Source organism: Mesorhizobium yinganensis (assembly GCF_040081985.1).
Classification (GTDB): Bacteria; Pseudomonadota; Alphaproteobacteria; order Rhizobiales; family Rhizobiaceae; genus Kumtagia; species Kumtagia yinganensis.
This window is the reverse complement of the sequence record NZ_JBEBMH010000016.1, coordinates 1-18,686: the sequence shown is the minus strand read 5'-3', so window position 1 is coordinate 18,686 and position 18,686 is coordinate 1. Positions and strand designations below refer to the sequence as shown.

The 18,686-nt window shown below is 62.9% G+C and carries 21 protein-coding genes; 11 read left to right on the top strand and 10 right to left on the bottom strand.

What is annotated here, in order from left to right; all coding sequences use genetic code 11:
* The first annotated feature begins 70 nt into the window (after positions 1–70).
* The 7 genes from ABMA59_RS24120 (at position 71) to ABMA59_RS24090 (ending at position 5,834) form a co-directional block, all read left to right on the top strand.
* On the top strand, positions 71–925 hold the full coding sequence (locus ABMA59_RS24120) for a carbohydrate ABC transporter permease (protein WP_349007950.1): 855 nt from the start codon (positions 71–73) through the stop codon (positions 923–925).
* A gap of 2 nt (positions 926–927) precedes the next feature.
* Positions 928–1,779, top strand: coding sequence for a carbohydrate ABC transporter permease (locus ABMA59_RS24115; RefSeq protein ID WP_349007949.1), 852 nt, complete (start codon positions 928–930; stop codon positions 1,777–1,779).
* A 15-nt stretch (positions 1,780–1,794) separates the two neighbouring features.
* Positions 1,795–2,610, top strand: coding sequence for an aldo/keto reductase (locus ABMA59_RS24110; RefSeq protein WP_349007948.1), 816 nt, complete (start codon positions 1,795–1,797; stop codon positions 2,608–2,610).
* 30 nt (positions 2,611–2,640) lie between these two features.
* A complete protein-coding gene (locus tag ABMA59_RS24105) occupies positions 2,641–3,699 on the top strand; it encodes an ABC transporter ATP-binding protein (RefSeq protein WP_349007947.1) in 1,059 nt (352 codons plus the stop codon).
* A gap of 33 nt (positions 3,700–3,732) precedes the next feature.
* The gene (locus tag ABMA59_RS24100) at positions 3,733–4,482 is read left to right on the top strand and encodes an RraA family protein (RefSeq protein ID WP_349007946.1); all 750 of its coding nucleotides are present in this window, start codon (positions 3,733–3,735) and stop codon (positions 4,480–4,482) included.
* A gap of 68 nt (positions 4,483–4,550) precedes the next feature.
* Positions 4,551–5,048 (top strand): 2,4'-dihydroxyacetophenone dioxygenase family protein, encoded by a 498-nt coding sequence (locus ABMA59_RS24095; protein ID WP_349007945.1) that lies wholly within the window; start codon positions 4,551–4,553, stop codon positions 5,046–5,048.
* A 24-nt stretch (positions 5,049–5,072) separates the two neighbouring features.
* Positions 5,073–5,834, top strand: coding sequence for an SDR family NAD(P)-dependent oxidoreductase (locus ABMA59_RS24090; RefSeq protein WP_349007944.1), 762 nt, complete (start codon positions 5,073–5,075; stop codon positions 5,832–5,834).
* A 31-nt stretch (positions 5,835–5,865) separates the two neighbouring features.
* Here the strand turns inward: ABMA59_RS24090 and ABMA59_RS24085 are convergent, their stop codons facing one another.
* From ABMA59_RS24085 to ABMA59_RS24045, 9 genes are all read right to left on the bottom strand, one after another.
* Complete coding sequence (locus tag ABMA59_RS24085) at positions 5,866–6,162, bottom strand: DUF3175 domain-containing protein (protein WP_349007943.1); 297 nt, start codon at positions 6,160–6,162, stop codon at positions 5,866–5,868.
* Between the two features lie 109 nt (positions 6,163–6,271).
* Positions 6,272–7,768, bottom strand: coding sequence for an FAD-dependent monooxygenase (locus ABMA59_RS24080; RefSeq protein WP_349007942.1), 1,497 nt, complete (start codon positions 7,766–7,768; stop codon positions 6,272–6,274).
* A gap of 118 nt (positions 7,769–7,886) precedes the next feature.
* Positions 7,887–8,285, bottom strand: a complete 399-nt coding sequence (locus ABMA59_RS24075) for a hypothetical protein (RefSeq protein WP_349007941.1) — start codon at positions 8,283–8,285, stop codon at positions 7,887–7,889.
* Between the two features lie 191 nt (positions 8,286–8,476).
* A complete protein-coding gene (locus ABMA59_RS24070; RefSeq protein ID WP_349007940.1) occupies positions 8,477–8,686 on the bottom strand; it encodes a hypothetical protein in 210 nt (69 codons plus the stop codon).
* 402 nt (positions 8,687–9,088) lie between these two features.
* Positions 9,089–10,396: an alpha/beta hydrolase gene (locus ABMA59_RS24065; protein ID WP_349007939.1), complete on the bottom strand. Its 1,308-nt coding sequence runs from the start codon at positions 10,394–10,396 to the stop codon at positions 9,089–9,091.
* Positions 10,397–10,610: 214 nt separating this feature from the next.
* Positions 10,611–11,180 carry an OmpA family protein gene (locus ABMA59_RS24060; RefSeq protein ID WP_349007938.1) on the bottom strand — a complete coding sequence of 190 codons (570 nt, stop codon included), beginning with the start codon at positions 11,178–11,180 and terminating at the stop codon, positions 10,611–10,613.
* Positions 11,181–11,206: 26 nt separating this feature from the next.
* The gene (locus ABMA59_RS24055; RefSeq protein ID WP_425475977.1) at positions 11,207–11,632 is read right to left on the bottom strand and encodes a cysteine rich repeat-containing protein; all 426 of its coding nucleotides are present in this window, start codon (positions 11,630–11,632) and stop codon (positions 11,207–11,209) included.
* A 116-nt stretch (positions 11,633–11,748) separates the two neighbouring features.
* Positions 11,749–12,273 carry a hypothetical protein gene (locus tag ABMA59_RS24050; protein ID WP_349007936.1) on the bottom strand — a complete coding sequence of 175 codons (525 nt, stop codon included), beginning with the start codon at positions 12,271–12,273 and terminating at the stop codon, positions 11,749–11,751.
* 127 nt (positions 12,274–12,400) lie between these two features.
* Entirely contained in the window at positions 12,401–13,720 is a 1,320-nt protein-coding gene (locus tag ABMA59_RS24045) for a hypothetical protein (RefSeq protein ID WP_349007935.1), read from the bottom strand.
* Between the two features lie 132 nt (positions 13,721–13,852).
* Between ABMA59_RS24045 and ABMA59_RS24040 the strand changes: the two genes are divergently transcribed.
* From ABMA59_RS24040 to ABMA59_RS24025, 4 genes are all read left to right on the top strand, one after another.
* Positions 13,853–14,182 (top strand): hypothetical protein, encoded by a 330-nt coding sequence (locus ABMA59_RS24040; RefSeq protein WP_349007934.1) that lies wholly within the window; start codon positions 13,853–13,855, stop codon positions 14,180–14,182.
* A 128-nt stretch (positions 14,183–14,310) separates the two neighbouring features.
* Complete coding sequence (locus ABMA59_RS24035) at positions 14,311–15,096, top strand: hypothetical protein (protein WP_349007933.1); 786 nt, start codon at positions 14,311–14,313, stop codon at positions 15,094–15,096.
* 154 nt (positions 15,097–15,250) lie between these two features.
* Complete coding sequence (locus tag ABMA59_RS24030) at positions 15,251–15,562, top strand: hypothetical protein (RefSeq protein WP_349007932.1); 312 nt, start codon at positions 15,251–15,253, stop codon at positions 15,560–15,562.
* Between the two features lie 130 nt (positions 15,563–15,692).
* Positions 15,693–15,908 (top strand): hypothetical protein, encoded by a 216-nt coding sequence (locus ABMA59_RS24025; RefSeq protein ID WP_349007931.1) that lies wholly within the window; start codon positions 15,693–15,695, stop codon positions 15,906–15,908.
* A 340-nt stretch (positions 15,909–16,248) separates the two neighbouring features.
* Here ABMA59_RS24025 and ABMA59_RS24020 read toward each other — a convergent pair.
* The coding region (locus tag ABMA59_RS24020) for a cadherin-like domain-containing protein (RefSeq protein ID WP_349007930.1) at positions 16,249–18,686 on the bottom strand (2,438 nt) is incomplete at its 5' end.

Genomic DNA, 18,686 nt, shown 5'->3' with positions numbered 1-18,686 from the left:
CGCTCCTCCCCGGTGCCCCGGCGGTAAATATCCGTCGCCGGGGTGCTGCCCTCGTGCGGGATGACGGACGATGCAGAGACAATCGACAGGCTATCTGTTCGTTTTGCCGGCGCTTCTGCTGCTGGCGATGCTGATTGCCTATCCGGTCGCCTATACTGCGCTGCTCAGCGTCACGGACAATCAGGGCGAATATGTCGGGCTGGAGAATTTCCGGCGCATCCTGACCGCGCGCGCCACGCCCATCGCCTTCTGGAACACGCTGTGGTGGGTGTTCGGCTCGATCGTCTTCCAGGTCGTGCTTGGCGTGCTGACGGCGATCCTGCTCAACCAGAATTTCCGCGGCAGGGCGCTGGTACGCTCGGTGACCCTGGTACCGTGGGTCGTGCCGGGCATCGTCGCGGCCACCACCTGGGCGTGGATGCTGCACACCGAGTTCGGCATCATCAACTACATGCTGACGGCGCCGGGCGTCATTGACGAGCCGGTGGGCTGGCTGACCAACGGCAGCACGGTGATGCCGGTGATGATCGCCATCAATGTGTGGAAGATGTTCCCCTTCGTCGCCATCATGGTGCTGGCGGGCCTGCAATCCATCCCCAACGACCTCTATGAGGCGGCGCGCATCGACGGTGCCAGCTTCTGGGAGGAGGTCTGGTACGTGATGCTGCCGCAGGTTCGGATGGTGATCGTCGCCGTCACCCTGCTGCTGGTGATCTGGGCGCTGAACCACATCACCATCATCTACGCCATCACCAAGGGCGGGCCGGCCAACCGCACGCTGATCACGCCGATCCAGATCTTCCGCACCGCCTTCGAGAGCGTGCAGTTCAATCAGGCGGCCGCGCTTTCGGTGATGTTCTTCGGCGTCGCTATCATCGTGGTCTTCGTCTACATCAAGACCCTCGCCTCCAGCTCGGGAGAATAGAGGTGAGCGCCAAGCAACAGACCCTCAAGCGTCCCGGCCTTTCGCGGCCGCTGATCGTCATCGGCTCGCTGCTGGTGGTGTTCGTCTGCCTGTTCCCATTCTGGTGGATGGCGCTGTCGTCGGTGAAGACGCTGCGCGAGCTTTACACGATCCCGCCGATCTGGTGGCCGGAGGCGCCGACATGGGACAATTATCGCAAGGTTTTGTTCGAATCGAACATCCCGCGCTACTTCCTGAACAGCCTGGTGATCTCGATCGGCGCCACGGCGCTGGCGTTGGTGCTGGCGGTGTTCGCCTCCTACGGCTTCGCCCGCTTCAACTTCAAGGGCAAGCCGCTGCTGCAATCCTTCGTGCTGGTCGGGCAGTTGCTGCCGACGGCCGCCATCATCGTGCCGCTGTTCATCACGCTGCGCGTGTTGGGCCTCGTCAACACCTATTGGGGCCTGATCCTGGTATACATGATCATCACCCTGCCGCTCTCGGTATGGATGCTGACCAGCTACTTCAAGGCGATCCCGGTCGAACTCGAGGAAGCAGCGATCATCGACGGCGCGAGCCGGCTTGGCTGCCTGCTGCGCATCACCCTGCCGCTGTCGCTGCCGGCCATCGTCTCGGTGCTGGTCTACGCCTTCGTCACCACCTGGAACGAGTTCATCTTCGCGCTGTGCTTCGCCACCGATTCCTCGGTGAAGACGCTGCCGATCGGCCTTGCGGAGTTCTCGACCGAATTCAACACCGACTGGGGCGCCGTGATGGCCGCCTCTGTGGTGATGACGCTGCCCATCGCGCTGCTGTTCCTGTCCATGCAGCGCCTGTTCATCGGCGGCCTGACCGCCGGAGCCACCAAAGGTTGATCGAGGAAATTTTTGATGACTTATGACTCTCCGATTCCACAGATCGGCCTCGGCACGTTCGGGCGAACCGGCGACGCCGGAATGGCTGCGATCCTGACCGCCATCGAGGTCGGATACCGGCATATCGACACGGCACAGAGTTATGACACTGAAAGCACGGTCGGCGCAGCGATCCGCCGCTCCGGCCTGCCGCGCGACGATTTTTTCGTCACCACCAAGGTGGCCGACACCAATCTCGACAAGGCTAGCTTCATGCCGAGCGTCGAGAAGAGCCTGGAAACGCTTGGCATGGAGAGGGTCGACCTGCTCTTGATCCACTGGCCGTCGCAGCATGATCAGGTTCCGTTCGAGGACTACATGCTGGCGCTCGCCGAAGCGAAGGCAAAGGGTTTTGCAAAACATATCGGCGTCTCGAATTTTCCGATTGCCGACCTGGAGCGGACCCGAGCACTGCTCGGCGAGGATGCCATCGCCACCGACCAGGTGGAGATCCATCCCTATATGCAGACGCCGACGCTGAGGGACTATGCGCGCTCGCGCGGGCTGACGCTCACAGCCTACCAGCCGCTGGTCAAGGGCAAGGTGCATGACGACCCGGTGCTTTCGGCGATCGGCAAGGCGCATGGCGTAAGCGCCGCCGCGGCGGCACTGGCTTTCCTGATGGGCGAGGGGCACGTCGTCATCCCCGCCTCGTCCAGCCGCGCCAATCTGCAGGCGAATTTTGCCGCCCTCGGTGTCCGCCTCAGCGACGCCGAGATGGATCAAGTCCGCGCCATGAACCGGGGCGACCGCCGCATCAACCCGGCCAAATCGCCGCGCTGGGACGATTGATTTCTTCGCGCCCCAATCAGGAGATTTTTAGTGGGATCAGTATCGATCAGGGACGCCCGAAAAGCTTACGGCGCGGTGGAAGTGCTGCACGGCGTTTCGGTGGACATAACCGACGGCGAGTTCGTCGTGCTCGTCGGCCCGTCCGGCTGCGGCAAGTCGACCTTGCTGCGCATGCTGGCGGGGCTGGAGGACATCACTTCGGGCGAGATCGCCATCGACGGACGGGTGGTCAACGCCGTCCAGCCGAAGGAACGCGACATCGCCATGGTGTTCCAGAGCTACGCGCTCTATCCGCACATGACGGTCGAGCAGAATATGGGCTTTTCGCTGAAACTCGCCCGCGCGCCGAAGGAGGAAATCCGCCAGCGTGTCGCGAAGGCAGCGCAAATGCTCAGCCTCGAAAACTACCTGAAACGCTATCCGCGCCAGCTCTCGGGCGGCCAGCGCCAGCGCGTCGCCATGGGCCGCGCCATGGTGCGCAACCCGAAGGTCTTTCTGTTCGACGAACCGCTGTCCAATCTCGATGCGAAGCTTCGGGTGCAGATGCGCTCGGAGATCAAGCGGAACCACCAGCGGCTGAAAACTACCACCGTCTACGTCACCCACGACCAGATCGAGGCCATGACCATGGCCGACCGCATCGTCGTGATGCATGACGGCATCGTCGAGCAGGTCGGTACGCCGCTGGAACTCTACGATTTTCCCGCGAACCTGTTCGTCGCCGGGTTCATCGGCTCGCCGGCCATGAATGTGCTGAAGGGCCGGATCGTCGAGGGCCGCTTCGTTCCCGCCTCCGGGGTCGCGATTGCCGTGCCGTCGCTCGGCGGCCGGCATGAAGGCGAGACAGTTAGCCTCGGCGTGCGGCCGGAGCACCTTTCGCTCGATGCGAGCGGGCTGGCCGCCGAGATCCTGACGGTGGAGCCCATGGGTTCCGAGACGCAGGTGCTGATGCGGCTGGCCGGCCACGACATTGTCGGCGTGTTCCGCGAGCGCATCCGCCAGAAGCCCGGCGAGACGATCCGGGTGTCGATGGCGCCGGACTATCTCCACCTGTTCGACGGCGCCGGCCAGCGCATCGCGACGCATTGAGTATTTGCCTTCTCCAACATCGAGGTTCCTCCTTTGCAATCCCCCTCCGATATCAAGGACATCGTCCGTCCACCGCGTCATCTCTCCGACGCGCTCGCTGCGATCGGCACTGCCACCGCCAGCAGCGAGCTCAGCCTGATGGGCATCCGCGACCCGCATATCCATGGGCCGATGCCGCTGAAGTCCGGTCGCTCGGTGGCCGGCCCGGCGCTGACGCTGCAGATGATGCCGAAGCGCGAGGACCTTTACGGCGCCAACGAATATGACAATCCGGAACTGCAACTGCACCGCCACGTGCTGTACCCGGCGCAGGCCGGCGACATGGTGGTGGTCGACGCGCGCGGCGACATGGCGAGCGGCATTTTTGGCGAGATGATGCTGACCTTCTTCGCCGGTCGGAAGGGCGCGGGCGTCGTCGTCGACGGCTGCATCCGCGATTCCGCCAAAGCCAAGGAACTCGACCTCGGCATCTGGGTGAAAGGTGTTACCCCCAATTATCACGCGCAGACGAGCCTGATCCCCTTCGCGGTCAATGTACCGGTCGCTTGTGGCGGCGCGCTGGTGATGCCGGGCGACATCATCGTGGCCGACGACGATGGCGTGGTGGTGGTGCCCGTCGCGCTGGCGCCGCAGTTGATCGAGCGGGCGAGCGAACATGCCGAGTGGGAGGAATTTTCGCGTTTCCGGCTGTCGCAGGGGGGCGACCTGCGCAAATATTACCCACTGACGGCCGCGGCGCAGGACGAATACATCGCCTGGCGCAACGCGCAAGGCAAGGCGTGATCCAGGCCACGGGTTGCGGCCGGCCCGCGCATCCGGCACCTTGATCGCTGACATCAGGGAGACGAGGCATGTACAAGAACATGGCGGGGTCGGCGCATCGGCTCGCCCCGCCCGAGATCGCGGTCAAGGCCGAGCCCGACGACGAACGGGTATGGGTTCCGCAGGCCGACCGCGTTTGGTTCCGGCCGCTGATGCTGAACACGCTGCAGGGCCAGTGGTGCAATCTTTTGCGGGTACGCCGCGCCGGGGTGCTGTCTCGGCACCTGCACCCGAACCCCGTGCACGGCTACGTCATCAAGGGCCGTTGGCACTATCGCGAGCACGACTGGATCGCCGAGACGGGCTCCTATGTGTTCGAGCCGCCGGGTGAGATCCACACGCTGCTGGTGCCGGAAGACTGTTCGGAAATGATCACCTTCTTCAACATCACCGGCTCGATGGTCTATCTCGACGAGAACAACAAGCATGTCGGCTACGAGGACGTGTTCACCAAGATCGACATGTGCCGGGCGCACTATGAGAGCGTCGGTCTCGGTGCGGACTATGTCGATCAGTTCATCCGCTGAGGCAGAAATGCGCGAGCGCGGCACATGAGCGAGGCTGAGGCGGACCACCAATGGCCGGCGGACTGGTTTGCCGGGCGGCGGGTGCTGGTCACCGGCGGCACGTCGGGCATAGGTGCCGGCGTGGCGCGCGCTTTCCTGCGGGCTGGCGCGACTGTGACCGCGACCGGCGTGGCGCAATCCGAACTCGCCGCGCTTGCCGGCGACGTGGATTTCGCTGCGGCCCGGCTTACGACGCTCGACGTTCGTGACGCCGATGCGGTGGCGGCGCTGGTGGCAGAGATCGGCGAACTCGATATCGTCGCGAATTGCGCCGGCATCATCCGGCGTGGCGAGGAACTCGACCCAAAAGTGTTCGACCAGGTGGTCGACATCAATTTGGGCGGTACGATGCGGGTCTGCGCCGCCGCCCGGCCCTTGCTGGCTAGGTCGGGGCAGGGCGCAATCGTCAACCTCGCCTCCATGCTGTCCTTCTTCGGTGGCGGGCTGGTGCCGGGTTATGCAGCCAGCAAGGGCGGCGTTTCGCAACTGACCAAGTCGCTCGCCATCGCTTATGCGGGCGACAATATACGGGTGAACGCGGTGGCGCCGGGCTGGATCGAGACGCCGCTGACCGCGGCACTCCGCGACGACCCGGGCCGGTCCGGGCCGATCCTGGCGCGTACCCCGCTGAAACGCTGGGGCAAGCCGCAGGACGTCGCCGGTGCGGTGCTGTTCCTGTGCTCGCCCGTCGCGTCCTTTATCACCGGCAGCACGCTGGTGGTCGACGGCGGCTATTCGATAACATGACCCAGCATCGGGCCCTGGTGGACGGCTTCGTTCAATCGTGCTCGTCGCGCCCGAACGCAGTTCGCAACTCCTCCTTTGCGTCCTCCAGCACCTTTCTGCGCTTTGCCGGCAGGTTCTTGCCGGCGCGGTTTATATAGAAGGTGAGCATCGACATCGCTGAGCGGTAGGGTTCGGATTTCCGGCGCTCGCTGTGTTCGGCGGAACGTTTCAGCGAAGCGGCGATCTTCTTCGGGTCGTCGGATTCGAAGATATGGTCCTCAAGATCGAGTGCGTCGCTGTGCTCGGTCACTTCAGCGGACCATTTTTCCGTTCTTTTGGATGCAGCCATTGGATCTCTCCTTGTCTGCAGGCCCAACTATCCCATTGACGGTGAGTTCCCGAGGGTGACGAAACCGGGCTGCGGTGTCCTCGAAACTCCCAGGAGCCGGCGCTGCCGATCAGCTCGAGACGCTCTCGCTTCGAGGGCGTAACGCACGCAGATAGTCGGCGAGCACGGCGATATTGCCCGCGCGGGTGGCGGCGGCTGTATAGCCGTCCGGCCGGGCAAGCCATAGGCCGCCGTCATGCAGCGCTGGCCGCACTTTGCGGTCGAGCAGGTCGGGAAACTCGAGGCAAAGCCGCTCGGTGTCATCCCCCGCTTCCGCGAACAGCATAAAGCGTGGGGCGTCACCGACCGTCCAACGGGTGCCGTCCGCCGTCGGCGCGATTCGGTCGCCGGGCGCCGGCCCGTCCAAGCCGCCGGCGTCCTGCCCGTTAAGCGGACTGCCGGGATAGCCTATCGAGACCTCGGTCAGTTTCCCGGCCATAGCCTCGCGCAGCGGCGCCAGCCCCAGCAGCATATGGCCCATCGTGTTTCGCACCGTCTGCAGGATGGGGTTGCGGATCGTCGCGATGGCCGTCAGCCGCCCGGCATCGGCAAGCACGCGGTCGCCGATCAGGCTGCGCTCGCTGCTGTAGCTGTCGAGCACGTCCGGCCCGCAAATGTTCCGGCAGGCCAGCGCCAGCTTCCAGGCGAGGTTGAAAGCATCCTGCATGCCGGTGTTCATGCCCTGACCGCCGGCTGGGCTGTGCACATGGGCGGCATCGCCCGCCAGGAAGACCCGGCCCCTGCGATAGTCACGCACCTTGCGTTCATTGATCCGGAAGGCGGATAGCCAGATCGGATCGGACACGGCGATGCTGCCCGGGCCGCGCTGGTCGATGATTGCCTGGATGTGCGGCAACGTCGGATCGGCCGGGCGTTCACCCTTTGCCTCGCCAAGATCGGCAATGACCCTGTAGCGGGTGGATGTGATCGGAAAGAAGACGAGGACGCCTTCGCGATGCAGATAGATGTTCAGCTCGGGAGGATCGGCGCGCATTCCCGAAACATGGATATCGGCCAGCACGAAATCGTTCTGGATCGTGTCGCCCTCGAACTCCATGCCGAGCCCGTGGCGGACCGCGCTGTGCGCGCCGTCGCAGCCGACCAGCCAATCGCTCTCGACGGTTTCCTCGCGTCCGTCCGCATGCCGCAGCACCGAGGCGACTTTCTCGCCACGCTCCTCGAACCTTACCAGTTCGACCTGGCGCTCGACCGCGAGGCGGAGACTTCCCAAGCGCTCCTCGAGAACGCGTTCCGTCTCGGATTGCGGCACCATCAGCGCGTAGGGATAAGGCGACTTGACGACGTCGAGATGGATGTGGGCAATGGACGCGCCGCCAGACCACATATTGGCCGTGACGACCTTCTGTCCCGCGGCGATGAAGTCGTCGACCGGCGCCAGTTCCTGGAGCAGTTCCAGCGTGCGCGGCCAGAGCACCAGCGCTTTCGATTTGTCGGTGCGCTGGGATGCCTTGTCGACCACGCGCACCGAAACGCCGAATCGCGCCAACTCCGACGCCATCGTCAGGCCGACCGGCCCGGCACCCGCCACGAGAACCTGTAACGCCAAGACCCATCCCCCAGTGACGTACAATGTTGCCCGGACCGCAGCGTTCTGCTATCGCCGCGGCCATCAGCGACCCGCCGGAGGATTGCTCAGGGCAAACGCGCCGGCCGTGCGCGCCGGCCTATTTCTTCAGGTCGGACGCTTCACATTTCGCATAGGTATAGGTTACATCCGGAAACGACGGATCAGAGCGTTGCAGCGTGCCGTCGGCCAATATCTTGAACGATACCGATATGCTGCTGAATGTGAGCGAGTCCGCGCACGAGAGCAGCGCGGTGAAGTGATCCGTCTCCGATTTCACCCGTTCGATTGTGCAGGTTGCCTCCGGCGCAATGACCTTCTTTCCCTCGATGATGATGCCTGTGCTGAGGGACGCGTCGCGGTCGATGAACTCGAAGTTCTTTCCCGCCAGCTTGAAGGTGTCGCCGCAGTTTGTGCCGGTCATTGCCCACGCACCCTGCGTTTCTTCCAGGCTGGTTGCGCCGACACTGCCGCAAAGCGAACTCAACGCCGCCGCCATCACAGATGTTCTCAGAAATCGCCTTTTCATCCGCAGTACCCCCGTCTGGCTTGCAGCACGATAGTGGCGCAGGTTTTTGCCGACGTAAACGGCAACCGATAAAAGAGGTGCCGATTGCCCTACGACCCTGCGCGCTGATGAAATGGTCAGCCTGCCGGTGGAGCCCGTCGAACCATCGACAACGGCATATCTTATTCCGTGCCGCTGCGGCGTGCGCCGCGCCCCTGTTGCGGTAATAGATGAACCACTTGCGCCGTCGGCTTCGCAAACTCCGCGGCGATCACGGCTTCCAGCAAAACGTCGAGTTTTTCGCACATCCGGCGGCTCGCCTCGTCATTGCCCCGCAGGTAGTGATACGCCCGATCCAAATGCAGCCGCGCAGCGGAAAAATCACTTTTCATTGGAAGCCTCCTGATCGCCGCCCGCAACCGTCGTCTACGAATCCCAGGTGCCGAAAACCTCAATATCCACATGTGGATTTGATTCAAATATCCGGATTTTCATTGCGGAATGCTCTCTCCGCCAGCGTCGGGCGCGACAGTGGAGACAAGCATCACGATCGCCAACGCGACATGATTTCGATCCCATCCGGCCTCGACAGCCATTTCGATCAGGCGGCTGATCGAGAGTTCGAGGGCGAAGCGGCACTCGTGAGGATATTGCGGACCTATTGGGGGTGCGTCGGTGGCTTGATCCTGTTGCCACTTGCCGTGCCCTGTTTTTGAGGTTGTCCCCGCCCCTGGGCGCAACAATCCCGCGGTTGTCGGCCGTCCGGTCAAGCTGGCGCCGCGCAGCGCAACGCCTTATCTGTTGCAGCCGGCCTTCTTCGGGCCATCTGTTCCATCGCAGTTCTTGCTCGGCGCCTTGTTGCCGGAGACGCCGGTGGGGGCATTTATGCCCAGCGTGCCGACCTGATCGGCGTAGTTGTCCCGCGTATTCTGATCGAGGACGGCGACCGGGGCGGAAATCGCAAGACCGGCGGCAGTTCCGGCCGCGGCCGCCGCGCCCGCGGTTGCCGCCACGATCGAATCGCCCAACCCCACCCGATTGTCTGTCAATGTCTGTCCGGTGGACAGTCGGGTGCCGATAAGTTCAACGATCTGCGGCGATTCCGCGAACTTGCTGTGATGAAGATCGTCGCCGGCCTTGATGTCGGTAAGGTCGATTACGGTTATCTTGTTGTCGCCGAGTTCGGTCTTGTAGGGCTCCTGCTTGGGATCGATGGCGCCGAGCCGCGAGACATTGCCCCAGACCCGCTTCGACACGGCAAGGGCGCGGTCGTCGCGCGAAACGAACAGGGTGAATTGCGGATGCTGCTCGCCCATGTCGGCAATCTGCGAGCGGAAGACATCGACGTCGACATCCGGGGCGGCCAGCATGACGTTCTTGAATTTCGGCGGCAGGCGGCCGTTGCGGATCGCCATCTGCCGCAGCGACTCCAGTGCCAGCCAGTTTCCCATCGAATGCGCCAGAACGTTGACTTCCTTGATTTTCGGGTCCTTCGCCAGATATTGGAAGAGATTCTCCAGGGCGTTGCGCGTGTAATTGGTGCTTTCGCGGTCGTAGCCATAGGCAAGCAGGCTGCCGCGCGACGGCCAGGTGACCAGCACGGGGACGCTGTGCGCACCGGAGTCGTTGACGATCTGCGCGAAGCGATAGACCGAATCCTCGAAGCGGTTGTTGAAGCCGTGGATGAAGACCAGGACGCTGCGGTCCGGGCTGTTCGCCACGGCTTTGTTGAGCCAGACTTCGGCGCCTTTCCGGTCGACCTCGGCCGCTTTGATGACGGCAAAATCCGTCGCGGGATTGGGCGGCAATTTTTTCGGCCATGCCACCTCGCCGACCTTGCGGACATTGTCCGGCGGGATCGACACGGTGAGCTCCGCGAATGCCGGGGTAAGCGCGCGCTCCCCGCTGAACATCTCCCCGGGGTTGGCCGCATGGCTGCGGGTCGTTGTCACGATCATCTCCACCTTGCTGGCGGAGGGGTTGGTTTCCGCGACCGGCGTCAGCACGCCGGTTGGGCGGCTAGCGCAGCCGGCCAGTTGCAATCCCGCGACAAGCAGGACACACGCGACAATTCGAGCATGGGAAGTAAAGTACCGGCTCATCGTCGTCCCACCTATTCCCGTACGCGCTACTTCTTCGAGACAGCCATTGGCGGCGCGGTGCTTCTTAGCTTCAAGTCATAGCCCAAGGACCAACAAAGGACCATGACAAACGAACGACTGACATGCCTGCCCAAAACAAAATGGCGGCAGGAAAAGTCCCTGCCGCTCATGTCCCGGTCTCTTCGCCGAGTTTATGGGTTTCGGCAGTCCCGGACTACTCCACCAGCCCGAGATTGATCAACTGGACCCGCCGGTTGACCGCGGCTTTCGGATCGGTTGATGCCAGCGGCAACTCCTGCCCCACGCCGACGGCGACAAGGCGGTTCGCCGGCACCGCGAATGTGGTCGCCAGGGCCTCCATGATTGCGTCGGCGCGCTTCATGCTGAGTTCGAGATTATGTTGCGGGCTGCCGGTGGCGCTGGTGTGTCCGACGACCAGGAACTTGTAGTGGCGTAGCAGCGGATGGTGCAGCGCATCCGCGATCAGCCCGATGGTGCGATAGGATTTGGGCTCGATGGCGATCGAATCGTTCTCGAAATCGATTTCCACCGCAAACTGCGGAAGCTGGGCAAGTTGGCTCCAGTGCGGCAAGGCGGCAGCGCCCTTTCCGACATTGGCAGTCGCTTCCTGCATCAGGATAGCCACGTCGACGACCGGCGCGGCTCCCTCGACCTTGCCAAGGCTGGCGATCAGTTGATGGTCGCTGAGTTGCTGGGCCTCGGCGGAACCAGCGAAGACGGCGGCGGCCAGCGTCAAGCCGGCAAGAATTCGACGAAAGGACATTTTCGGTTCTCCCTCTCCGGCCCGGTTCAGCGCCAGCCGGCGTCGGTTATGGCCTGGTTGCATTTGCCACCGTCTATACGCGTGGTCTTGATGAGGCACTGGAGGATGTGCGCTTCGCCCTTGACCCCCTTGCATAGTGTCGCCGCATCCCCGCCGCACACCTTGAACACGACCGCTTGTGCCGCCAGCCTTTGCTCTATCGAGGCGGTGACGCTGGCCAGCGTCGACGTGCAGGTCGGCGAGACCTTTGCCTGATGGCGTTCGAGACAGCTCTGGATCTGATTGTTGCCGAGATTGACGCCGCTGCAGAGTTTCTTGATGTCCGCGCCGCAGTCCTTGGCCAGGACCGTAGCGGCGTCGGCGAAGCTGATGGTCTGCGCCTGGGCGATGCCGATTGCGCCGAAGGCGGCCATCAGCACCGCTCCTGCGAGTATGTTACGTCGTCTTGCCATTGGTATTTCCCTCGATTGTGTTGCAGTTCCCTGAGAACGGCTTGGTCGCAAGGTGTATGCCGGACTGCGGGCGGCAGCCGCTTCTTGTCTGCCGCCGATCCTTACCGGCGGGCAGTCTAGTACATGACCGCGCGCCGGAATGAGCGCCGCGCGACGCCAGCATATGAAAGGGGCGTCAAGGGCATGCCGATGATGTCGATGAAGACGGAAACGTCGGTTCCCTTTTCCGGCATCTCGCCGCCGACCACCTTGACCGTGTAGCTGAGCTTGTCGCCGTTCAGTTCGGGTCGTTCCAGGACGACCACCACTTGCCGGAGTTCGTTGCCTTCCAGGATCGAGAGGTCGGCGTTCGGCGGGTCGGAAAGGAAGCTGTCCTTCCCCTTGCTCCAGAATGGGATGAAGGCAGACGTCTTCATGTTCCCGGCAACCCGTTCCGGACGGTCGGCGAAGAACAGCGTCGTGCCGCCTACGCCCTCAAGCGTCAGTTTGCTCGTCGCCTTGTCGAAGCTCATTGCATCGGCTGTCTGGACGAACAGAAAATCCGCCATCGTGTCGGCGGCCAGGGACTCTCGTGTGTTCAGCACGCCGGCCGTCGCCGCGAGAGCGGATGCCGTGAGCAATAATCTCCGTCGTGTCGTCATTTTTTCTCCGGACGAATTGTGGAATCACTATTGGTTGCCTGCGATGACGTTGGGGCATTGGTGACCGGCGCGGAAGGTAAGTAACTGTATCCTACGGGCAGAATCGCAACGAACATGCCCGTGGCATTCAGTCAGACACGGATAGGCCGGCCTTCCTCAGCGAGCCGAGGAAGAACTCCACGTCTTGGTGGCGCGCCAGGCGCATGGAGATTTCCTCCCTGGCGTTCTCGATCAGCCCCGGTGCATTCTGCTCAAGCCAGGCACGTTCTCGATCGGCTTCGGCCCCATGGCCACTTTCGCCGAAGATGGCCGCCGCGATCGCATGGTAGTTCGCGTTGTCGGGCGCGCTCACCTTCCTGACCCACATCACTGCCTGCGCATTGTCGCCCCGGAAATAGGAGCAGAGGGCAAGCGCCGACTCGTAATAGGAGAGCGGCCCCGGATTGCGTTCGCGCACTTCGGCCACCAGGGGGCAACCCTCGTCCCAATGCCCGGCCAAGGCCAGGCGGTATCCGTACTCACCCACAAGTTCGGTATCGTTCGGATTGATAGCCATGGCCTGTTTGCCCACTGCCAGGGCCGCTTCGATCTCGCCACCGAGATAGAGCGCCAGCATTTCCGCCTGCAGGCCACGGATGTTGAGCGGGTCAAGACTCACGGCCCGCCTGGCCGCGGCAAGTGCGCGCTCGATCGAGGCGGCTGACGCGGCGTCGAATGGATAGCGGAAACGAATCCCGTCGATATAGGTCTGCGAGAGGAGCCCCCAGCCGGTCGCGTAGTTCGGGAAGCGCTCGACTGCCTTTTCCAGGCAGGCCCGCACCGCCGGATAGGATTTCGCGTCCAGATCCACGCGATAAGCATAGTAGGAGAGCGTGCAGGAGTAGGCGGCCCAATCGTCGGGCGGGTTGTCGACATGGGTCGATGCATCCGCCTGGAAAATGACGCCATAGGTCTGGGCCAGACTGGTTGCGACATTGCGCGCAATGTCTGTCTGAGCCTCGATGAGCTTGCCGACATCCATGCCGCCGTCGTAGCTGTTTGCCCACAGCACCGAGCCGTCGCTGCGGTTGATGAACCGGACCCGGAGACGGAACGCATCGGCAGACAGGCTGACGCTTCCGGCGAGGATGAAGCGCGGCAGTTCTTTTGCTTCGCCGGGTTCGGTCGCTTCGATGACGACGATGTCCTTGAATTTCGCGAGTTGGCCAATGACTTCCTGTGTCAGCCCGCTCGTCACCGCGGCCGACGTTGCCGTCCCCGACAGATCCTCGAACCGCTCGACGAGCAAGCGCGGCATTCCCGGCGCGGTCGACCGCAGATGCAGCGGTGTCAGTTCCAGCACCAGGACGGCCACCGCAACGGCAAGCACGGCCAGCGCAACGGCCAGCCAGGGTAGTTTGCTCCAGCGCTGGGGTTTGGTGGTCTTCGCCGGTTCCGCAATGGGCAATGCAGTATCGGAAGCTGGGGCAGGAAGCGGCCGCGACGAGAATGTCGGGACGTAGGCGCCCTTCGGGATCGTTATCAGGATTGGGTCGGCCTGTCCCGCCGTCAGATAGTAGCGCTCCAGCGACCGGCGCAGGTGGCCGGCCTCGATGCGAACGATCGGATCGGTCTGCGGATCGAAGGAAGCGTCACGGCCGAACACTTCGACCGCGATCGAATACGCTTTGATCCGGCTGGCGCGTCCGGACAGGGTTTCCTCGACGACATAGCCGAGGAAACGCCGTTCGCGGGCGGTAGCGTCGAATTCGGAGCTTTTCAGGATACGCTGAAGCTGGGCGCGACAATTTTCAACGGGGGGAGCGAACTCTCCCACTGCGGATGCTTCCGCCTGGAACACAACACACCCCCATGTGTTGACAGCGCGTTAGCCGCTGTCGGCGCAATTCTGATCGGCAACTGGGTTTAGACCACGTAATTTACATGCATGTTCTGGCCTTAAGCAACCGCGTGCGCGTAGTTTGCGGGAACGGCGACTTTGCGTGAACGGATAGTCCCGTTACGATTGCGGTATGATAACGGGTTGGAGACAGAATAATGAAAGCCGCTATCGTTTGCAGCCTCATGTTGGGCAGCCTTTTCGTCTCTGCCGCGAACGCTGCCGACGCAGTTTCGCCGGTTACCCCCGACGCCAAGACGACGACCACCGAATCGGGGTGGACATTTACCGTCGCGCCCTACTTCTGGGCAGCCGGTCTTTCCGGCGAAACGGGTGTGTTCGGCCTCCCGCCCGTAGATATCGATTTCAAGTTCGGTGATATTCTTAAAGACCTCGATTTCGCGGCAATGGCGATCGGCGAAGCGCGCTACGAACGCTACAGCATCTTTGGCGACATCATGTATACGAAGATATCGACCGGCTCCGGCACCCCGCATGGGATCCTTGCCGATCATGTGGATGTGTCGTCGGAAACCTTTGCCGGCCTTCTTGGCGGCGGCTACGCGCTCCTGGACGGCCCTTCGGGCCGCCTTGACGTGGTTGGCGGCGTTCGCGTCTGGTCGGTGGACACAGAGATTTCTATCGATGGAGGTATTTTGGGCGGCCGTTCCGCCAGCGATGGGGCGACCTGGGTGGACGGGTTGGTGGGCGTCCGTGGTAACTACAATTTCACGCCGGAGATTTATTTTACCGGTTGGGGGCTGGTGGGGGCCGGCGGAGCCGATGTCGATTGGGACGTCGCAGGCGGACTAGGCTATCGGTTCAACGACAGTTTTTCCATGGTGGCGGGATACCGGGCTCTCGGCGTCGATTACAGCGATGACGGCTTTCTCTTTGACGTCGTTCAGCAAGGTCCGATCCTTGGGCTGGTGATCCGCTTCTGACCGGAGGCATGCTGAGGCACCGGCACGCTACGGGTGTCTGATCGAGCGAATTGAACTGCCGGGGGATCGGCCGAAGGACTAAGGAATAGATCATGCGATCGCGCGGAAGGCGGCCGCGGATGTTTGGGGGTTTTTACAGGCCGGTCTCTGGAGGATGGCGTTCGTGGCAGCAGAAAGCAGACCGGTAGCCAGGGAACGGGCATTCTCTGCAGCTACGCGTCGGTTTCCGCAAGCCGAATTTGCAATCCGCAAATTGATGAGCCACAGCGAGGTTTTCCGCGACATATGCGAGGAACTCGCCGAGGCGGAACTGGCGCTTGCCCGTGTCCCGGAGGTTCCTGCCGCGCTTCGGGAAGCCAGAAAGACCGAATGGCAGGAACTGGTGGACCGCCTGGCTGCCGAACTGGCCGCGGCCCTGCGGGAGAATGAAGCCCGTCGGAATCGCGTGATCCGGCAAAGCGATTGATCCCGGCTTTGCGGTTATCGCGACTGATTCAGCATCTTCTCAAGGCGGCCTCGCGCTTATATCCTTTTTTATTGCCGGAAACGCCGTCTCCCGTCATGATCGACGTGGGGCATATCGGGGGGTCTGAGGCATGTGGATACGGCTTACAGCGACTGACGGTCATCACGTCAGCTTGAATTCGAAACACCTCGTGGCTCTGCGGGATCATGGCGATCGCACCATCGTCACGCACTGCCAAGGGGAAGTGCTCGTGGAAGAGACCCAGACCGCGATCCTGGCGGCCCTGCGGCTGCGTGGCACGCAGGGAACCGGCATGTCCGACGACGGTTTTACCAGCATTCAGTAGGGAACGACCGATTCGGCCAGCTCGCTGACGCCGGAAGTCGCGGCATCGAGGGTTGTCGCGTCGATTCTTCCGTTGGCCAAATCCTTGCCGGTTTCGGCGGGTTCGGGGTTTGGCCGTTATTCTCTCCGCTCCTGCTTCTGTTGGATTTTGCAGGCTTTCCGGATATCCGTGAGCCGATTTCGCCGAATGGAGGTGCCCCGGGGCGGCACTTCCCCCCGGGGCACTGCGGAAACCAAGCTATATATTTGTGATCTTTGGTTCTTGTGGCGACGCCGCACGTGATGCCTTCGTCGAGTTGCTCGTCACAAGCCGCCGCGAGGGCGGCGGCTTGTGAAAGCGGTCAGATGATGGTGAAGCCGTCATGCGTGACCGACAGGCCCGTCGACAGCCGGGCAAACAGTACGGCCACTCCCGAGGCGTTCCCGTCGGCATCGAAGTAGAGATTTCCGGAAGCGCTGTCGTAGATGATGCGGTCCGATGCGTCCGCCGCACCGGTGCCGACGTGGAAGGCGTTCTGGTCCAGCGCGCCGATGGCCATGCCGAACACGCTCTGGCTGAGCGCGATCTTATCCGCCGTAACGCTGTAGTCGGCAATCGCGTCGACATTGCTTGCGCCGAGGGCGGTATCGAAGACGAAGGTATCGTTGCCGCCATTGCCGCGCAACGTATCCGCGCCGCCTTTGCCGTTGAGGATGTTGTCGCCGGCATTGCCGATAAGCGTCTGGTCGAACGCATTGCCGGTAAGGTTGATGGCGGATGTGCCTCCTTGGCTGGTCGTGTTCATGCGCTCGACGGAGACGCCGGCCGCGAGCGTGTAGCTCGTCGTCACCGCCACGATGTCGTCACCTTGGGCGCTGGTCTCGATGATCACGTCATTGGCGTTGTCGACATAGTAGATATCGTTGCCGGCATAACCCCGCATCGTATCGGCGCCGCCCTTGCCGTTGAGGATATTGTCGCCATTGTTACCGATCAGCGTCTGCGCGAACTCGTTGCCCGTCAGGTTGATGGCGTATGTGCCGCTCTGGCTGGTGGTGTTCATACGCTCGACCGAGACGCCGGCCGCGAGCGTATAGCTGGTCGTCACCGCCACGATGTCACTGCCCTGGCCGTCGGCCTCGACGATCACATCGCCGACATTATCGACATAGTAGATGTCGTTGCCGTCGAGACCGCGCATCGTGTCGGCGCCGCCCTTGCCGTTGAGGATATTGTCGCCGGCATTGCCTATGAGCGTCTGCGCGAACTCGTTGCCCGTCAGGTTGAGCGCGGATGTGCCGCCCTGGCTGGTGGTGTTCATGCGCTCGACGGAGACGCCGGCGGCAAGCGTGTAGCTCACCGAGGTGGCCACGATATCGCTGCCCTGGCCGTCGGCTTCTACGATAACATCGCCGGCATTGTCGACATAGTAGGTGTCGTTGCCGTCGAGGCCGCGCATCGTATCGGCGCCGCCCTTGCCGTTGAGGACGTTGTCACCGGCATTGCCGATAAGCGTCTGCGCGAACTCGTTGCCGGAGAGGTTGATGGCGTAGGTGCTGGCCTGGCTGGTGGTGTTCAGGCGTTCGACCGAGACGCCGGCGGCAAGCGCATAGCTGACCGTTGCCGCCACGATATCGTTGCCCTGCCCACCGGCCTCGACGACCACATCGGCAGCATTATCGACATAATAGGTGTCGTTGCCGTTGCCGCCCGTGAGCGTATCGATTCCGGCCCCGCCGTTAAGCGTGTCCGCGCCCTCTCCGCCTATGAGGACATCGGCGCCGGCATTGCCTTGCAGGATGTCGTCGCCTCCCTGGCCGCTGAGAGTGTTATTCCCGGCGTTGCCGACGATCGTGCCGCCGCTCTCGCTTGCGGTGACATTGATATCGGCGCTGCCCTGGAGCGTCAGATTGCGTGCGTCTCCCGACAGGGCGAGATCGGCAAGGAATGCTCCGCTGGCGACGACCGTCAGATTGTCCGTTTCGATCGTCTGCGCGCCGACATTCAGCAACGCCTCCGGATGGTCGACCACGATGGCCTGGCCGGCGAGGGCGTTGGCCAGAGCGTCGGAGAATGCGCTGGCGGTATCGTAGCTTGCAACCAGGCTCGTCATCGCGCTGCTCGAGTAGACCGAGACGATCGGCTCGTCAGTCGATCCGGCGATGTCGATCGTGATGGTTTGCTGGGTGCCGTCCGTGGTCTCGACCACGATCGAATCCTGCAGCATATCTCCATTGTTGAGCGCATTGACCGTCGCGTTGTTCGTAGCGAGCACATAGGTCCAGTGGCCGGCGGCATCGATGGTCAGGCTGCCGTACTGGCCCTGCGTGACGACGGTAGTGTTCCATGCGTCATCCGCATCGCCGTCGTCGGCGTCCTCCGCGTCCAGGTCGCCCGTCGCGGTGGGCGTGCCGGCAATCGCGTTCAACACGCCACCCGGTTCGGTCACTGTTCCCGTCGTCGTACCGCTGATAACCGGCGCGTCGTTGACCGGGGTGAGGTCGAGGGAAGCGGTGGAGGCGGCGCTGAGGCTGCCGTCGGAGGCGGTATAGCCGAACGTCACCGATGTGTCGTCATTGGCGGCCGGCGTATAGGTCCAGGTTCCGTCGCCATTGTCGGCGAGCGAGCCGTTGCCGGACTGGATGGAGACGCCGGTGATGGTTGCCGCCGGGCCGTCGACATCGGAGACGCCGGCCAAGAGTTCGGCCGACGTGATGACGCGGCTGCCGTCCTCGGCGATGGCGCCGAGATCGACGGGGGCCGCTGTCGGCGCGTCGTTGACCGGGGTGAGGTCGAGGG

What these genes read in the sequence shown, in the direction of transcription:
- ABMA59_RS24065 (WP_349007939.1), bottom strand. Translation starts at nt 10,396, where the DNA reads ATGAGCCGGTACTTTACTTCCCATGCTCGAATTGTCGCGTGTGTCCTG.
- ABMA59_RS24035 (WP_349007933.1), top strand. Translation starts at nt 14,311, where the DNA reads ATGAAAGCCGCTATCGTTTGCAGCCTCATGTTGGGCAGCCTTTTCGTC.
- ABMA59_RS24090 (WP_349007944.1), top strand. Translation starts at nt 5,073, where the DNA reads ATGAGCGAGGCTGAGGCGGACCACCAATGGCCGGCGGACTGGTTTGCC.
- ABMA59_RS24120 (WP_349007950.1), top strand. Translation starts at nt 71, where the DNA reads ATGCAGAGACAATCGACAGGCTATCTGTTCGTTTTGCCGGCGCTTCTG.
- ABMA59_RS24110 (WP_349007948.1), top strand. Translation starts at nt 1,795, where the DNA reads ATGACTTATGACTCTCCGATTCCACAGATCGGCCTCGGCACGTTCGGG.
- ABMA59_RS24060 (WP_349007938.1), bottom strand. Translation starts at nt 11,180, where the DNA reads ATGTCCTTTCGTCGAATTCTTGCCGGCTTGACGCTGGCCGCCGCCGTC.
- ABMA59_RS24070 (WP_349007940.1), bottom strand. Translation starts at nt 8,686, where the DNA reads ATGAAAAGTGATTTTTCCGCTGCGCGGCTGCATTTGGATCGGGCGTAT.
- ABMA59_RS24030 (WP_349007932.1), top strand. Translation starts at nt 15,251, where the DNA reads ATGGCGTTCGTGGCAGCAGAAAGCAGACCGGTAGCCAGGGAACGGGCA.
- ABMA59_RS24050 (WP_349007936.1), bottom strand. Translation starts at nt 12,273, where the DNA reads ATGACGACACGACGGAGATTATTGCTCACGGCATCCGCTCTCGCGGCG.
- ABMA59_RS24075 (WP_349007941.1), bottom strand. Translation starts at nt 8,285, where the DNA reads ATGGCGGCGGCGTTGAGTTCGCTTTGCGGCAGTGTCGGCGCAACCAGC.
- ABMA59_RS24025 (WP_349007931.1), top strand. Translation starts at nt 15,693, where the DNA reads ATGTGGATACGGCTTACAGCGACTGACGGTCATCACGTCAGCTTGAAT.
- ABMA59_RS24085 (WP_349007943.1), bottom strand. Translation starts at nt 6,162, where the DNA reads ATGGCTGCATCCAAAAGAACGGAAAAATGGTCCGCTGAAGTGACCGAG.
- ABMA59_RS24095 (WP_349007945.1), top strand. Translation starts at nt 4,551, where the DNA reads ATGTACAAGAACATGGCGGGGTCGGCGCATCGGCTCGCCCCGCCCGAG.
- ABMA59_RS24055 (WP_425475977.1), bottom strand. Translation starts at nt 11,632, where the DNA reads ATGGCAAGACGACGTAACATACTCGCAGGAGCGGTGCTGATGGCCGCC.